General features: G+C 48.5%; 12 protein-coding genes. 7 read left to right on the top strand and 5 right to left on the bottom strand.

Annotated features, from left to right (window positions below):
• The first annotated feature begins 53 nt into the window (after positions 1–53).
• The 4 genes from J0X00_RS17765 (at position 54) to J0X00_RS17780 (ending at position 5795) form a co-directional block, all read left to right on the top strand.
• On the top strand, positions 54–554 hold the full coding sequence (locus J0X00_RS17765) for a hypothetical protein (RefSeq protein ID WP_282477356.1): 501 nt from the start codon (positions 54–56) through the stop codon (positions 552–554).
• 502 nt (positions 555–1056) lie between these two features.
• Positions 1057–2484: a PTS transporter subunit EIIC gene (locus J0X00_RS17770; RefSeq protein ID WP_282477357.1), complete on the top strand. Its 1428-nt coding sequence runs from the start codon at positions 1057–1059 to the stop codon at positions 2482–2484.
• A gap of 140 nt (positions 2485–2624) precedes the next feature.
• Positions 2625–4067 carry a glycoside hydrolase family 1 protein gene (locus J0X00_RS17775; protein WP_282477358.1) on the top strand — a complete coding sequence of 481 codons (1443 nt, stop codon included), beginning with the start codon at positions 2625–2627 and terminating at the stop codon, positions 4065–4067.
• Between the two features lie 279 nt (positions 4068–4346).
• Complete coding sequence (locus J0X00_RS17780) at positions 4347–5795, top strand: NAD-dependent succinate-semialdehyde dehydrogenase (RefSeq protein WP_282477359.1); 1449 nt, start codon at positions 4347–4349, stop codon at positions 5793–5795.
• Positions 5796–5808: 13 nt separating this feature from the next.
• Here J0X00_RS17780 and J0X00_RS17785 read toward each other — a convergent pair whose 3' ends face one another.
• Positions 5809–6099, bottom strand: a complete 291-nt coding sequence (locus J0X00_RS17785) for a DUF1496 domain-containing protein (RefSeq protein WP_240798149.1) — start codon at positions 6097–6099, stop codon at positions 5809–5811.
• Between the two features lie 126 nt (positions 6100–6225).
• Positions 6226–7167, bottom strand: coding sequence for a 1-aminocyclopropane-1-carboxylate deaminase/D-cysteine desulfhydrase (locus J0X00_RS17790; protein WP_282477360.1), 942 nt, complete (start codon positions 7165–7167; stop codon positions 6226–6228).
• Between the two features lie 445 nt (positions 7168–7612).
• Here J0X00_RS17790 and J0X00_RS17795 point away from each other — a divergent pair, with 445 nt between their 5' ends.
• From J0X00_RS17795 to fabV, 3 genes are all read left to right on the top strand, one after another.
• The gene (locus tag J0X00_RS17795) at positions 7613–8239 is read left to right on the top strand and encodes a TetR/AcrR family transcriptional regulator (RefSeq protein ID WP_136484144.1); all 627 of its coding nucleotides are present in this window, start codon (positions 7613–7615) and stop codon (positions 8237–8239) included.
• A gap of 138 nt (positions 8240–8377) precedes the next feature.
• Entirely contained in the window at positions 8378–10660 is a 2283-nt protein-coding gene (locus J0X00_RS17800) for an acyl-CoA dehydrogenase (protein WP_282477361.1), read from the top strand.
• A gap of 241 nt (positions 10661–10901) precedes the next feature.
• Positions 10902–12104, top strand: a complete 1203-nt coding sequence (gene fabV, locus J0X00_RS17805; RefSeq protein ID WP_218563253.1) for an enoyl-ACP reductase FabV — start codon at positions 10902–10904, stop codon at positions 12102–12104.
• A 258-nt stretch (positions 12105–12362) separates the two neighbouring features.
• Here the strand turns inward: fabV and J0X00_RS17810 are convergent, their stop codons facing one another.
• The 3 genes from J0X00_RS17810 to J0X00_RS17820 form a co-directional block, all read right to left on the bottom strand.
• Positions 12363–14045: an aspartate:alanine antiporter gene (locus tag J0X00_RS17810; RefSeq protein WP_136484141.1), complete on the bottom strand. Its 1683-nt coding sequence runs from the start codon at positions 14043–14045 to the stop codon at positions 12363–12365.
• 187 nt (positions 14046–14232) lie between these two features.
• Positions 14233–14496 (bottom strand): GrxA family glutaredoxin, encoded by a 264-nt coding sequence (locus J0X00_RS17815; protein ID WP_136484140.1) that lies wholly within the window; start codon positions 14494–14496, stop codon positions 14233–14235.
• A 291-nt stretch (positions 14497–14787) separates the two neighbouring features.
• A complete protein-coding gene (locus tag J0X00_RS17820; protein WP_218563252.1) occupies positions 14788–15642 on the bottom strand; it encodes a MurR/RpiR family transcriptional regulator in 855 nt (284 codons plus the stop codon).
• Positions 15643–15736 lie beyond the last annotated feature (94 nt).

Below are 15736 nucleotides of genomic sequence, written 5' to 3' on the forward strand. Positions count from 1 at the left end.
ACCCATACAAAAATAATTTCTCATCCGTTCTGTGAATGTATAGGGGAATAGATATGTTTAAATTGGTATTAAAGTCCTTGGCATTGAGTTTATCTCTTATATTCAATGTGAGTTTTGCTGAAGAAGTTCACGCGGTAAATCGCCAGGTGTATTCAGATACGTTATTACAAACTCGACAGAAATTGTTAATCCAAATGGGGAACAGTGATTCTGATATTAAACAGGATAATGATATGATTGGTTTCCCAATCTTTGATGGGGCACTAATGGTTTTGTATAAGCCGTATGGAATGAATTTTGATGACACTTTGACATTACCTTACGCCTTGTTTATTACTGAAAGTCCGATCGAAGATGTTGCGGAATTTTATCAGCAAGAATTGAGTTATTATACAGCGATAAAATCAGACGATAATATTGTGTTGCTCGAACGCTATCTTCAGAACGGAAATTATCCCCAGGACTACTATCGTATACCTCACGTCAAGATCAGAATGCAGACGTTGAACAACGGTGAGCCAGGAACGTTATTCTCGATTACGTATCCAAATTAACGCTTTGCGAAAATGTTACCAAACTGGCCTACAGAGAAAACAATATTGTTTAACCAAATAGTGACTAATTGTCATGAAAAAGAACTGACCGCATATTCTTATCTTCCCTTTGGTGAGGCAAAGTATAAGATGGTAATATACTCATGTTTTTACTGTTTGTATAACGATATTAAATGTTTTAATTATGAGTTTTTATGTTTAAATTGGACTTGATTCACATCTAATAATTTAAATGATTGATTTTGTAATGACTTGATATTATTGTTTTGATAGTTGGATTGTAACCGTAAATGCGGGCAAAACCTGATCAGTTGTTATTGTTTTTAGAACCACTGATCAGGTTTTTTATATCTAAAATTTATTAATTAGTTTCACTGGGATTGTAACCATCTGACAGGGCAAAACCCGGATTGACTCGAACATAGTGTTTGAGGCAATCCGGGTTTTTTTATGCCAGAAATCAGTGGTTGTAGCAGATATAGGAAATCGTGGAGTATTTTATATGGCATATGAACAAGTTGCAGCCGATATCATGAAAGGTGTCGGTGGAATTGAAAACGTTGAGAGCGTGGTGCATTGCGCAACCCGTTTAAGATTCAAACTTTATGATAATTCTAAAGCTGATAAAGATGCGGTTAAAAGTCTTGATGAAGTGATCGCTGCCGTACAGAGTGGTGGTCAGTTTCAGGTTGTGATAGGAAATCATGTTAGTCAAGTGTTTAATGCCGTTAAAGCATCGATGGGAGGCACAGGTACTGTCAATTCAGTACCTAAGGAGAAGAAAAAAAAAGAAGGCGTGTTTAGTACTCTCATTGACTTAATTTCCGGTATTTTTACCCCTTTGCTGGGCATTATGGCCGCATCGGGTATTTTGAAAGGTATCCTCGCTTTATCTATTGCAGCAGGGTGGACCACCCAGCAAAGTGGTACTTATCAGGTGCTGTTTTCAGCCAGTGATGCACTTTTTTATTTCTTCCCTTTGGCTTTGGGTTATACCGCCGGCGCAAAATTTAAAGGTAACCCGTTTGTCACCATGGCAATTGGTGGAGCTCTGGTTCATCCGACCATGATAGCTGCGTTTACTGCCAGTCAAGCAGCCGATTATGAAGTGCTGACTTTTCTTGGTATACCGATTACGTTTATGAACTATGCCTCTTCGGTTATGCCTATTATATTCGCTGCTTGGATCTCTTGTAAGCTCGAGCCTGTGTTTAACAAAATGTTACCAGGTGCAGTGAAAAACTTCTTTACGCCTTTGTTGTGTTTAATGGTGACTGTGCCATTAACTTTCCTGGCTATTGGTCCAGTGGCCACTAGCGTGAGTGAATTTATGGCACATGGCTACGAATTGCTATATAGCATGAGTCCGGTTGTGGCGGGCCTTATCATGGGCGCGTTGTGGCAAGTACTGGTCATCTTCGGTCTCCATTGGGGATTTGTTCCTATCCTACTCAATAACATGGCTGTTATGGGCTCTGACAGTATGATGCCGCTGCTATTACCTGCAGTACTCGCCCAGGCTGGTTCGGCATTGGGTGTCTTTCTTATCACCCGCGATAAGAAACTTAAAGCAATCGCAGGTTCTGCATTTAGTGCTGGTCTGTTTGGTATCACCGAGCCCGCTATTTATGGTGTAAACCTGCCGAAGAAACGTCCATTTATTTTTGGGTGTGTGGCCGGGGCGCTTGGTGCTGCAGTGATAGGTTATTTCCAAGTCCGGGTTTACTCGTTTGCGTCAGTGAGCATGTTAATCTTTCCTCAAATTATTCCGCCAACCGGAGTTGATATCACGCTATGGGTTTCCATATTTTCAGCGCTTTTTTCTATCGTGCTTGCGACTTTGCTGACCGTTTTGTTTGGTCAGGTGAATGGGGTTAAGAGTAATGGTAAAGCTAAGGTCAGCTCTTTAAAACAAGCCAAAGCAAGCTAGTTGTTTGCGTAAAAATCTCAGGAGGTGTTATCAACGCCTCCTGATCATGTTAGCTGGATCTGAGGAAAGCTGAGGGATACTTATCCGTCTTATTATCTTTCCTTACGCTTGATGTTTTATGTAATAAACGGAGAAAAATAATGAATACGACAGTTTTCCCTGACGGTTTCTTATGGGGTGGTGCGACTGCGGCAAACCAGTTCGAAGGAGCGTGGAATATTGATGGTAAGGGTCCGAGTACCAGTGATATGTTTAGTGGCGGTAATCACACAGTATCTCGTCGCATTACCCGTGCCATTGAAGAGGGCGTACATTACCCATCCCATGAGGCGATTGACTTTTATCATCGCTTTAAAGAAGACATCGCCTTGTTTGCTGAAATGGGGTTCAAAACGTTCCGTTTTTCGATTAACTGGACGCGTATCTTCCCTACAGGGATGGAACTAGAGCCAAATGAGGCAGGAATCAAATTCTATGAAAATGTGATCGACGAGCTGAGAAAATATCACATTGAGCCCTTGGTCACTATTTCCCATTATGAGCTGCCATTCGCACTGACTGAAAAATTTAACGGCTGGGCGGGACGTGATGTTATCGATTGTTATACCCGTTATGCCGAGACCTTGTTTAAACGTTTTAACGGCAAGGTGAAGTACTGGCTGACATTCAACGAAATCAATGTTGGCACGGTTCCTTTGGGTAACTATCTGAGCCTGGGTATTCTGAACGAAGGTACCACCGATTTTATCAACCAAGTCGACGATCCACAACTGCGTTTTCAAGCGTTACATCACCAGTTTGTTGCCAGCGCTAAGGCAGTTCAAATCGGCCACGACATCAACCCGAATTATAAAATCGGGTGTATGATTGCATACATGACCACTTATCCGTTCACCTGTAATCCAGACGATGTGATTCTAGCTCAAGAACACGGCAAAATGCACAACCATTTTTGTGCTGACATTCAGGTCCGTGGTAAATACCCTTACTACGCAAAACGTTATTTCTCTGAGCACAATATCCAGGTTGATATGGCTGAAGGTGATGAGCAAACCCTCGCGCAAGGTACCGTTGACTATTACACTTTCAGTTACTACATGTCGAACTGTGTTTCAGCCGATCCGAATATGGAAACTGGCTCAGGTAATTTGATGGGGGGCGTGAGGAACCCGTATTTGGCAGCGTCTGACTGGGGATGGCAGATTGACCCAGTTGGTTTACGTTACACTCTGAATGAAATCTATGCCCGTTATGAACTCCCAATGATGGTGGTGGAAAACGGTTTGGGTGCATTTGATCAAGTCGAAGATGACGGCTCTATTAACGACAGCTATCGTATTGATTACCTGAGAGCGCATATTGAGCAGATGGCAGAAGCGATTAAAGATGGCGTAGAGCTTTGGGGCTACACACCTTGGGGTTGTATTGACCTGGTGAGTGCGTCAACGGGGGAAATGGAAAAACGTTACGGCTTTATCTACGTCGATAAAGACAACAATGGTCAGGGATCTCTGGCGCGTCACAAGAAGTCATCATTTGACTGGTACCAGAAAGTAATTGCTTCTAACGGACAATCGCTTTAAGCCCAACAACGAGCTATTTATATATAAGAAAACCGAGTTTTGCTGGGGATTCTCTGTTGTACGCGAAGTTCAAAGAGAAGATATGCTAACGTTTCATGAACAAGATCCCGCCCGATTTATGGGTGGGATTTTTTTTATTTTTGGCTTCTATTGAACTGTGTTTTTTTTATTCTGTTGCACACAAATTTCCCTGTGATGACGGCACTTGTAGTGTATTAGTGATATAACGGGTGTCACACTCATGCGTGTTAAAAGAAATCAATCGTTAAGGAGATGGGAATGCAATTATCAGATTCTGGATTATTCCAGCAGCACTGCTTTATCGACGGACAATGGGTTGCCAGTGAGGATGGCCAGGCGACGACGGTGACCAATCCTTACGATGGTTCGGTGATCGGAACAGTACCGCAATTGACGGACGAGCAGGTTAAGCGTGCTATTGCCTCGGCCGACAAGGCGCAGCGTCTGTGGGCGAAAGAGACCGCAAGCATGCGCGCAGCGGTGTTGCGTCGCTGGTTCAATCTGATTGAACAGCATAAAGATGATCTGGCACAGATGATGACGGTCGAGCAAGGCAAAGCGCTGGCCGAAGCTAAAGGTGAAATCACCTACGCCGCCAGTTTTATCGAGTGGTATGCCGAAGAAGCCAAACGTGCTTACGGTGAGATGATTCCAAGTCACAAGGCAGATGCACGAATTCTGGTGGCCAAAGAGCCGGTTGGAGTTGTCGTTGCGATCACACCATGGAATTTTCCGGCTGCAATGATTACCCGCAAAGCCGGACCAGCTCTGGCTGCAGGTTGTGCTGTGGTGCTCAAACCGGCGCCGGATACGCCGTTTACCGCGCTGGCACTGGCCGAGCTTGCCAAACGTGCCGGATTACCGGATGGCCTGCTGCAGGTTGTGACCGGTGATGCTGTAAGCCTGGGCCGGGTGCTGACCAAGAGCAAGCTGGTGCGTAAACTCTCATTCACGGGCTCAACCCGTGTGGGTAAGATCCTGATGGAGCAGTCGGCAGCGAATGTGAAGAAGCTCTCGCTGGAGCTCGGTGGTAACGCACCGTTTATCGTCTTTGACGATGCTGATATCGATGCTGCGGTTGAGGGGGCAATGATCGCCAAATTCCGTAATGCGGGACAGACCTGTGTGTGCGCTAACCGGATTTATGTTCATGACAGCGTGTACGACACCTTCACTGCAAAACTGGTCGAGCGGGTCAGCCAACTGAAAGTGGGTAATGGCCTGGAAGAAGGGACTCACATCGGCCCGATGATTAACGATGCCGCGGTGGCTAAAGTACGCAGTCATATTGAGGATGCGGTGCAGAAAGGGGCGAAAGTGGAATTCGGTACTCTGCCGCAACACGGCAGTCGTCTGCTTGTGCCACATGTACTGACCAATATGAGTGATGACATGCTGGTTGCCCACGAAGAAACGTTCGGCCCGCTGGCTGGTTTGTTCCGTTTCAGCGCGGAAGACGAAGTGATCGAACGGGCTAATGCGACCGATTTTGGTCTGGCCGCTTATTGCTACACTCAGAACCTGGCGCGTGCTTGGCGCATGAGTGAAGCACTGGAAAGCGGTATCGTCGGCATTAACGAAGGGCTGATCTCAACCACGCTGGCGCCATTTGGTGGCGTGAAAGAATCCGGTTTGGGCCGTGAAGGCGCACGCCAGGGGATGGAAGAGTATCTGGAAATGAAATATACCCTGATGGGTGGTCTGTAACCCTCAGAGCTGTTTAGGGCGTTTTCGTTTCCGGCGCCTTAAACACTCGCCATTTCAGCGGGCCGTTGGTTTCAATCTGACTGGCCCGCTGACACAACATATACACTTCTCCGACCTGCAGTACCGCGCCCTCCGAATAGGCTTTATCTTCGTAGTAGCAGACCCGTTTACCCATGTCACCGCCATCAAGCACGATGGCCGGTTTTGGCGTGCTGACGGAAATGCTGTTGGCTTGCGCCGCAGCGGAATTCAGCGTACTGCTAAGCAGCGCTATGGCCTGTGCCATGATGAGTTTATGATTCATTGTATTCTCCGTTTAAACCCGATAGCTGTCTGTGCGCCATTGCCTGCGCGTCTCTGCCGGTGAGATAAGTAGCGGCCTGATTTGTAGCACCACCCAGCCCTGCACCGCCATACTTGCAGCTTAAGCTCAAGCCAGCGAATGACCAAACTGACGCTGATAACGTGCGAGCATACTCTCATTGCCCAGCAATCCGCCCTGATGAATATACAGCAGTGACTTATCAGGCTGCGTTGGCAGCCAGTGCCGCAATAAACGCCACATCAAAGGGTCGTAAAGCAAATCGAATTCCACTTCAGTTTGGGCACGTAACTGCCGCCAAATCCGGTAATCCTCTGCATATAGGCGACCAAAATGATGTTTGGATGAAGGGCTGATGATGGTTGGGTAGCGCTCAGCCGGAGTTTGGTTGTGGGCGACAGGTTGGGTTTGCCCGATGAGCTGGTCAAACTGCTCAAGCAGATAGTCTTGATCGCCGACACACGGGCAGGTCACCACTTCAATGCCATGCGGTGCTAATGTCTGATGCAGATAGAGCGCCGTTGTCCCGGTCCCCGAGGGCAGCGCAACTCGCCATGGCTGCTCTGGTTGCCGGGCAATCCAGTTGATCAGCTCATTAGCCAGTGCCGTCACCCCTTGTTTGGCGATTGGGCTGCGGCCACCTTCTTCCAACATCAGGCAGTGACTGTCCGGGTGGCGACATTGGTCAATGTATTGTTTGGGGGGTAAGTCACTCAGCGCGCGGGTTTCGATGATTTGTGCGCCCAGCGCCAGCGCTGCACGATAGTTGCCGTTCGGGTTCTGTTTCAGCCAGCCCGGTACGTGGTCTACATAAAACTCCAGCTGCCAGCCGCGCAGATTGGCCAGAGCGGCCAGTGAATAGAGCGAGTTGGCTTGCGCGGAACCGTAACAGATTAAGGTCTGAATGTTAGGTAATGCCTGATCCAGCAAGGGCATAAATTTACGTGCTTTGTTCCCGCTGAACTGTGCGTGCAGCTGATCGTCACGCTTGAGATAAAAGGGAAATTCATCAAACTGATGGACGGTAACGGGACTGTCGGCAAGTTTCATAACATTCGGTCTCAGCAAAAAATGCGCTGTGGCAAACATGGGGTTTTGGCAAATGGGTGCCCAGTTTGCCCTGAATCCGGAGCGAAAAAAAGCCCAAAACAAGGTCGTTTTGGGCTGATACAAACATAGGAGTTAATAAGAAAAAGCAGCATAGGTATAGCTGTCAGTACCACAGACAGTTCGACGATCTGTAAAACTTTTAAAACTCTGTCAACTACGATAATTCAGACCGGGCCCCATAAAAAGAGTTCCCGATAAAGAGAAAAAAAATTCACATTTTTCAAAATGCGAGTCGGGACAAGCTATTACACCGAATGAATACTGTCTGGTCTGACCATTATTGAAAAGTGTGATGTTAATTACTTGTTAACCCTCAATGTGCGGAGTATATTTTCAAACAGATGTTTTATACAAGTGATTAACGTTTTGGGTAAGTGGGTTAGTAATGGCACCAAGAAGTAGTACCAAGGAAAAAATACTCGATGTAGCGGAAGGCCTGTTTGCTGAGCACGGCTTTAATGATACGTCGCTACGAACGATAACCAGCAAGGCCAACGTGAATCTGGCTTCGGTCAATTATCACTTTGGGGATAAGAAAACGTTGGTGCGGGCAGTACTGAACCGTTATCTGGAAGCGTTTATGCCGGCCGTCAAGGATGCACTGATCACGCTCAATCTGCGCGATGAGTATAAGATGGCGGATGTATTTGAGTCGCTGCGCAGTCCGCTCCGGGCGCTGAACGAGTTACGTCCGAATGGTACCAGCCGTTTTATGCTGCTGATTGGACGCGGTTACACCGATGTGCAAGGCCATTTACGTTGGTTTATCACTACCCGTTATGACGACGTACTCACACTGTTTACCCAGTCGGTGTTAAAAGCCAATCCGCAGTTGACCCGTGAAACCCTGTTCTGGCGGCTACATTTCACTCTGGGGACCTGTGTATTCACGATGGCATCGAGTCAGGCGCTGACTGAGATTGCCGAGAATGATTTTGGTACTCAGGTCGATGCCAAGGTGATGGTCGACCAGATTATTCCGTATCTTGCGGCTGGTATGGCGGCCGGATAAGGGTGACTTGTCCGAGACAAACTAACCGAAGGTTAAAGGTCGGAGAACCTCAGCCTAACACAAAGCAAAACATAATAAGTTTACGTATTAAGTAAACACAATCAGTTTAAAAGACCAGTGAACAAAAGGATCTGAACTATGTGCTCTCTACGAAGAAAATGGATAAGCGACCCCGCTTTCAAACTGTTCAGGCAAGTGCTGCCACCGCTCTCTGAAACAGAGAAAGAGGCGATGGAAGCCGGTAGTGTCTGGTGGGACGGGGAATTGTTTTCTGGTAAACCAGATTTCAAAAAGCTGCACCATTATCCCAAGCCAACCCTGAGTGAAGAAGAGCAGTCGTTCATGGACAATGAACTCGAAACACTGCTTGCTATGCTTGATGACCATAAAATCATCAAACAGGACCGCGATTTACCGCCGGAGGTATGGCAGTATCTGCGTAAAGAGCGCTTCTTCTCACTGATTATTGCCAAGAAATTCGGTGGCCGTCAGTTTTCTGCATTGGCTAACTCGACCATAGTGTCGCGTATCGCCACCAGAAGTATCAGTACCGCGGTGACTGTGATGGTGCCGAACTCACTCGGCCCGGGTGAGCTGCTGTCGCACTATGGTACTCAGGAGCAAAAAGATTATTGGTTACCGCGCCTGGCAGACGGTACTGATATTCCCTGCTTTGCACTGACCGGGCCGGAAGCAGGCTCAGACGCAGGCGGTATTCCCGACCAGGGCATCGTGTGTTACGGCAAGCATGAAGGTAAAGAGGTGCTGGGTGTGCGTCTTAACTGGAATAAGCGTTACATCACGTTGGCACCAGTGGCAACTGTGCTGGGGCTGGCATTTAAGATGTACGACCCGGACAACCTGCTGGGTGATAAACAAGATATTGGCATTACCTGTGCGTTGATTCCTGCGGATCATGACGGGGTCGAAATTGGCGAACGTCACGACCCGATTGGCTTGGCGTTTATGAACGGCCCGACGCGTGGTCAGGATGTGTTTATTCCGATGGAGTGGTTGATTGGTGGAGTTGACTACGCCGGTAAAGGCTGGCGTATGCTGGTGGAATGTTTATCGGCCGGGCGCGGTATTTCACTGCCGGCGCTGGGCACCGCGATTGGTCACCTGACTTCGCGTACTACCGGCGCTTATGCTTATGTGCGTAAGCAGTTCGGCATGCCGATCGGTAAGTTTGAAGGGGTTGAAGAGGCGCTGGGGCGTATCGGCGGCCTGACTTACCTGCTGGAAGCCACCCGTACTTTGACGACTACGTCGCTGGACATGAAAGAAAAGCCCGGCATCGTGACCGCGATTGCCAAGTATCATATGACTGAGATTGGCCGCAGCATTCTGAACGATGCGATGGACATCCATGCCGGCCGCGCGATTCAGGACGGTCCGATGAACTATCTCGCGACGCACTACCTGGGCATACCGGTTGCAATTACTGTGGAAGGGGCCAATATTCTGACCCGCAACCTAATGATTTTCGGTCAGGGTGCGACGCGTTGTCACCCGTATGTGCTGCAAGAGATGGCTGCCGCTGCCAATCCTGATCAGGAGCAGGGAGCGAAAGAGTTCGATGAGCTGCTGTTTAAACATATTGGCCATGCGGCCAGAAACACCTTTGGGGCGCTGGGCGCCGCTTTGACCGGCTCACGTTTCATCCGTGCCGATATGAGTGGCGAAACCAAGCACTATTACCGTCACATGACACGCCTGAGCCGGGCTCTGGCCGTTAGTGCTGATTTTGCCATGCTGACCCTGGGCGGTGAACTGAAACGCAAAGAGATGATTTCGGCCCGTTTGGGCGATGGCCTGAGTTACTTGTATATGGCATCGGCGGTACTGAAACGTTATGAGGATGAAGGACGGCAGCAGGCGGATCTGAACTATGTCCATTTTGCGATGCAATACTGTTTGCACCATGCGGCGAAGTCACTCAATGATGCTTACCGTAATTATCCAATCAAGTCGGTTGGTCGGGTGATGAAGGGGCTGCTGTTCCCGCTCGGTAATCACTTCCAGCCACCGGGTGATGAGTTGACGACTCAAATCGCGCAGAGCCTGATGACGCCGGGAGCGCATCGCGATCGTCTGACCCATTTGTGTTATATCGGAGCAGATCCTGATGACAGCGTTGGTTTGATGGAACGGGCATTTTTGCAGCTCTATGGCGTGCAGGGGCTGGAACGTAAGCTCAACAAGGGCGTGAAAGAGGGCAAAGTGGCCCGCAAAGGCCCGCTCACTGAACGATTGCAGCAGGCCCTTGACGCGGGCGTGCTGAGTCAGGATGAAGTGGATGCGATTGTCGCTGCCGATAAACTGCGTTATCAGGCCATTCAGGTCGATCACTTCAGTCATGACCTGTCCGAGGTTTTGACCCACACCAGTGGTAAGCTTAAGCTTAATCACGTGGCCTGAGATTGCTCAGTGGGATAATCAACAGTAAGGCTTCTGACAGGAAGCCTTCTTTTTTGCTGGCAGGTTAACCCGGATTCACGCTTGGCTGACCATCTATCATGGTCAAATTACGGGGGGCGTGGGTTAAAAAACGCCACACAGTGATCCAACCACTTATAAAATACCGCCATTTTGACAGAAATAGGATGCGATCTGCGGGCGAAACTTTTATCCTAGCGGAGATTTTTGAAGGAAGTTGAATATGATCATCAAACCTAAAATTCGCGGATTTATCTGTACAACAACGCACCCAGTGGGTTGTGAAGCTAATGTAAAAGAACAAATTGCTTACACTAAAGCACAAGGTCCAATCAAGAACGCGCCTAAGCGTGTGCTTGTTGTCGGCTCTTCAAGTGGTTATGGTTTGTCTTCACGTATCGCTGCGGCATTTGGCGGCGGTGCAGCCACCATCGGTGTGTTTTTTGAAAAACCAGGTACTGAGAAGAAGCCAGGCACAGCAGGTTTCTACAATGCAGCAGCTTTCGATAAGCTGGCGCATGAAGAAGGTCTGTATGCGAAAAGCCTGAACGGCGATGCGTTCTCGAACGAAGCTAAACAGAAAGCGATCGAACTGATTAAAGAAGATCTGGGTCAGATTGACCTGGTCGTCTACTCACTGGCATCGCCAGTACGTAAGCTGCCTGAAACTGGCGAGCTGGTACGTTCAGCACTGAAACCTATCGGCGAAACTTACACTTCTACTGCGGTTGACACCAACAAAGATGTCATCATCGAAGCAAGTGTAGAGCCGGCGACAGAGCAGGAAATCGAAGACACCATCACGGTAATGGGTGGTCAGGACTGGGAACTGTGGATGCAGGCCCTGGATGACGCTGGCGTACTGGCAGAAGGTTGCAAAACCGTTGCTTACAGCTACATCGGTACTGAACTGACCTGGCCAATCTACTGGGACGGCGCTCTGGGCCGTGCCAAAATGGACCTGGACCGTGCATCAGCCGCTCTGAACGATAAACTGGCAGCGAAAGGCGGCACGGCAAACGTGGCAGTGCTTAAGTCAGTTGTGACTCAGGCAAGTTCGGCAATTCCTGTGATGCCGCTGTACATCGCGATGGTATTCAAGAAAATGCGTGAAGAAGGCATCCATGAAGGTTGTATGGAGCAGATCTACCGCATGTTCAGCCAGCGTCTGTACAAAGACGACGCCAGCAAGCCAGAAACAGACGACAAGAACCGTCTGCGCCTGGATGACTGGGAACTGCGTGAAGACGTTCAGCAACACTGTCGTGATTTGTGGCCACAGATTACGACAGAGAATCTGAAAGAGCTGACCGATTACGAAGCATATAAAGAAGAGTTCCTGCAACTGTTCGGTTTCGGTATCGAAGGCGTTGATTACGATGCTGACGTAAACCCACAGGTTGAATTCGACGTTATCGATATCTAATTGTATGGTTTGATACATCGATAACCAGATAACTCGCCAAAGGCGCTGATTGCTTCAGCGCCTTTTTTTGTCTCTGCGATTTACGGCTATTGCGATTTAACGGTCTATGAGATTTATGGTCAATGAGAGTTATCGTTGAGCTTGCGTACGGATAAGCGCTCTGGTGATCTGGAAAAGATAAAATCAACGCGCTTGTTCTGACCGATATAAAAAAGCGCCGCTCGATGGCGACGCTTGTCGTTTTATGAGTTAAATCCGTTAACTAAGCAGAATGAGCAGAGTGCCCGCCAGCGTCATCAGAATATTGGCAATCGCATAAGTACCCGCATAGCCCAGCGCCGGAATGGTGGATTTGGCGTAATCATTGACAATGTCCATCGCCGGTGCACACGTACGTGCGCCAATGATAGCGCCAAACAGCAGCGCACGGTTCATTTTCAGAATGTGTGCGCCCACCAGGTAAGCGAAGACAACCGGTAGCACACTGACCACAAAGGCCAGGCCGATCACCTGCGGGCCGACTTCGGATAAGTGTTCAAACATGCGCCCGCCGGCACTCAGGCCAATACCGACCATAAAGATCATCAGGCCTAAGTCTTTGACCATATTCAGAGCACCTTGCGGTACGTAGCCAAAGGTCGGGTGATTGGCACGTAAAAAGCCCAGCGTGATACCCGCCAGAAGAAGACCGACTGCATTACCCAGACTGAATGAGACCTGGCCGAAGGTCATGGTGACCAGACCAAACAGAATACCCAGAATAAAGAAGCTGCAGAATGCCAGCAGGTCCGCCATTTGACTGTGAATCGAGATAAAACCGATTTTGTCTGCCAGGCCTTTAACGCGGCTGCGTTCACCACTGACCTGCAGAACATCGCCTTTGGCCAGCACGATATCCAGGTCCATCGGCATTTCGATTTGAGCCCGTACTACGCGGTTAAGGAAACAGCCATCCTCAGACAGGTTCAGATCAGACAGGCGCTTGCTGGCAATGGTATCGCTTTTGACAACGATTTCTTCTTCTACCACACGCAGGTCAAGCAGGTTACGGTCGAACACCTCTTTGCCGTTACGAAAACTGGGTTCCAGTCTGGCGTGACTGTCCGGGAAACCCACCAGGGCAATTTCGTCGCCTTCCTGCAAAATCGCATCACCATCAGGGTGGGCGAGAATGCCGTTACGTCGGATACGCTCGATGTAACAACCGGTCTGACGATAAATGCCCAGTTCGCGCAGATTACGTCCGTCGACCCATTGCACCAGTTCCGGCCCGACGCGGTAGGCACGAATGATCGGCAGGTATACTTTACGTTGTCCGCTGCCCCCCAGGCCGCGCTCCTGAGCGATCTGCTGGGCAGAATCAGACAGGTTCTGCTTTTGCAGGTTAGGCAGCAGTTTTGCGAACATAATCATGCTGATAAGACCGATCAGATACGCCATCGCATAGCCGACCGAGACATTTTCCAGCACCAGAGAAATATCCAGGTTACGCGGCACGGACGACAAACCCGAGTTCAGAGCATCCTGCGCGCCAACCAGCACCGGGGTGGAAGTCAGGGCTCCGGCCATCATACCGGCTGCCAGGCCTAAATCGAGATTCAGGTAATGATTGGCCAGGTAGGTCAGCACGGTCGCCGTAATAAGCACAACCAGACTTAAAATGAGGTAATGTTTGCCGTCACGAAAGAAAATACTGAAAAAGTTGGGGCCAGCTTCAATACCGACGCAGTAGATAAACAGCATAAAGCCAATGGTAAGGGCTTCTGCATTGAAGGAGAAACCGAGGTGTCCCATGATCAACGACGTGATCAATACACCGATAGAGTTACCTAACTGCAGGCTGCCAAAGCGGATTTTGCCAAAAGCAAGGCCTATGGCCAGAACAACAAAGATGAGAAGAATAGGGTTTTGGTCTAGCAAAAGTACGACGTCGATGTTCACAATTTAGCTCAATTCAAGCGCGGAAGAGGGGTGTAGTTAAATTATGCGGATTGTAGCGTAATTAATTAAAAAATTAAGTGAAAATTTTAAGGTTTTACAGTTCTATGAAATAACTATTTATGAAAAAAGCCCGCTGGCAGTGCAGCGGGCTCTCATGTATTAGTACTGTCGTCACATCATCGACCAATTAGTCGAACAGACCCAGGTTTTCTTTTGCGTAAGCTTCAAACTCAGTGCAACCACCGATGTGCTCTTGGTCGATGAAGATCTGTGGCACAGTCTCTACTGGTTTACCAACGGTTTTTTCCAGATCAGCTTTGGTGATGCCTTCAGCGTGGATATCAACATAACGGTAGTTGAAGTCGTCACGTTTCTCTTTCAGCGTATCAGCGTGCTCTTTCGCACGAACACAATATGGGCAACCAGGGCGACCAAAAATCACTACGAACATAGCTTTCTCCTTTGTTTCGATTGACGTCACTATGCCCGATCCAACATAGAAAATAAAGCGGCAATTACCTGTTCTTTTAATAGGTAAAAGCTATCGGTGCGATTTGCGCCCAGAGCCGTACAAAGTGTCATCGTTGTGGTGAGGTGTGTGAACTAAGGGAGGTCGCATGTTGCAGTTTATGACAGCAGCCCGGATTATTTTTGGTGAAGACTCGTTGCGACAATATTTGAATGACAATAAAAAAACGGATCACATTGTGATCCGTTTTTTGTTCAGCAGGCGAGTGCGTTATCAGATACTGGACAATTTGTCGTAGCGCGAATCTTTCAGCACTTCTTTGACTCGTTTCAGGTTTTCACGGAAACCAGAGCCGCGGCGCAGGGTAAACCCGGTCGCCAGGACATCGATAACGGTCATCTGCACCACGCGACTTGCCATTGGCATATACACATCGGTGTCTTCCGGCACATCGAGACAGATAGACAGCGAACTGGCTCGGTCTAATGGTGAATCCTTGGCGGTAATGGCAATCACGGTTGCGCCGTTTTCACGCCCCAGATTCGCCACTTCAACCAGGCTTTTGGTCCGGCCGGTGTGTGAAATCAGCACGATCACATCGTTGTCGGTGCAGTTAATACAACTCATACGTTGCATCACCACATCTTCAAAACAGGTAATCGGAATATTAAAGCGAATAAACTTGTTTTGTGCATCACGAGCCACGGCAGAAGAGGCGCCAAGACCAAAGAATGAGATACGTTTCGCCTGAGTCAGCAAATCGACGGCACGGTTAATCTGCATCGGATCCAGGCTGTTTTTCGCCACATCCAGACACGCCATAGTCGATTCGAAGATTTTATGAGTGTATGCATCCGGACCATCATCTTCCTCGACGTTACGGTTCACATAAGGGGTACCGTTTGCCAGGCTCTGAGCCAGATGCAATTTAAAATCGGGGAAGCCTTTGGTGTCCAGGCGACGGCAGAAGCGGTTAACGGTAGGCTCACTGACATCCGCCATCTTAGCAAGGGTGGCTATGCTCGAATGAATGGCAGTCTGCGGAGAAGCCATAATAACTTCCGCTACTTTACGTTCCGACTTGCTAAAATTTTCCAGGTTCTTTTGAATTTTTTCTAATGTATTCATAGTGTTCACGCGGGCGTAGAGAACAACTCGTTGGTAAGGTAACCATTAAGGGGGAGGGAAATAATCGTTTCCAAAAGCCCATTTACCAACGCCA

This window comes from Vibrio sp. ABG19 (genome assembly GCF_029962385.1).
GTDB lineage: Bacteria > Pseudomonadota > Gammaproteobacteria > Enterobacterales > Vibrionaceae > Vibrio > Vibrio ostreae.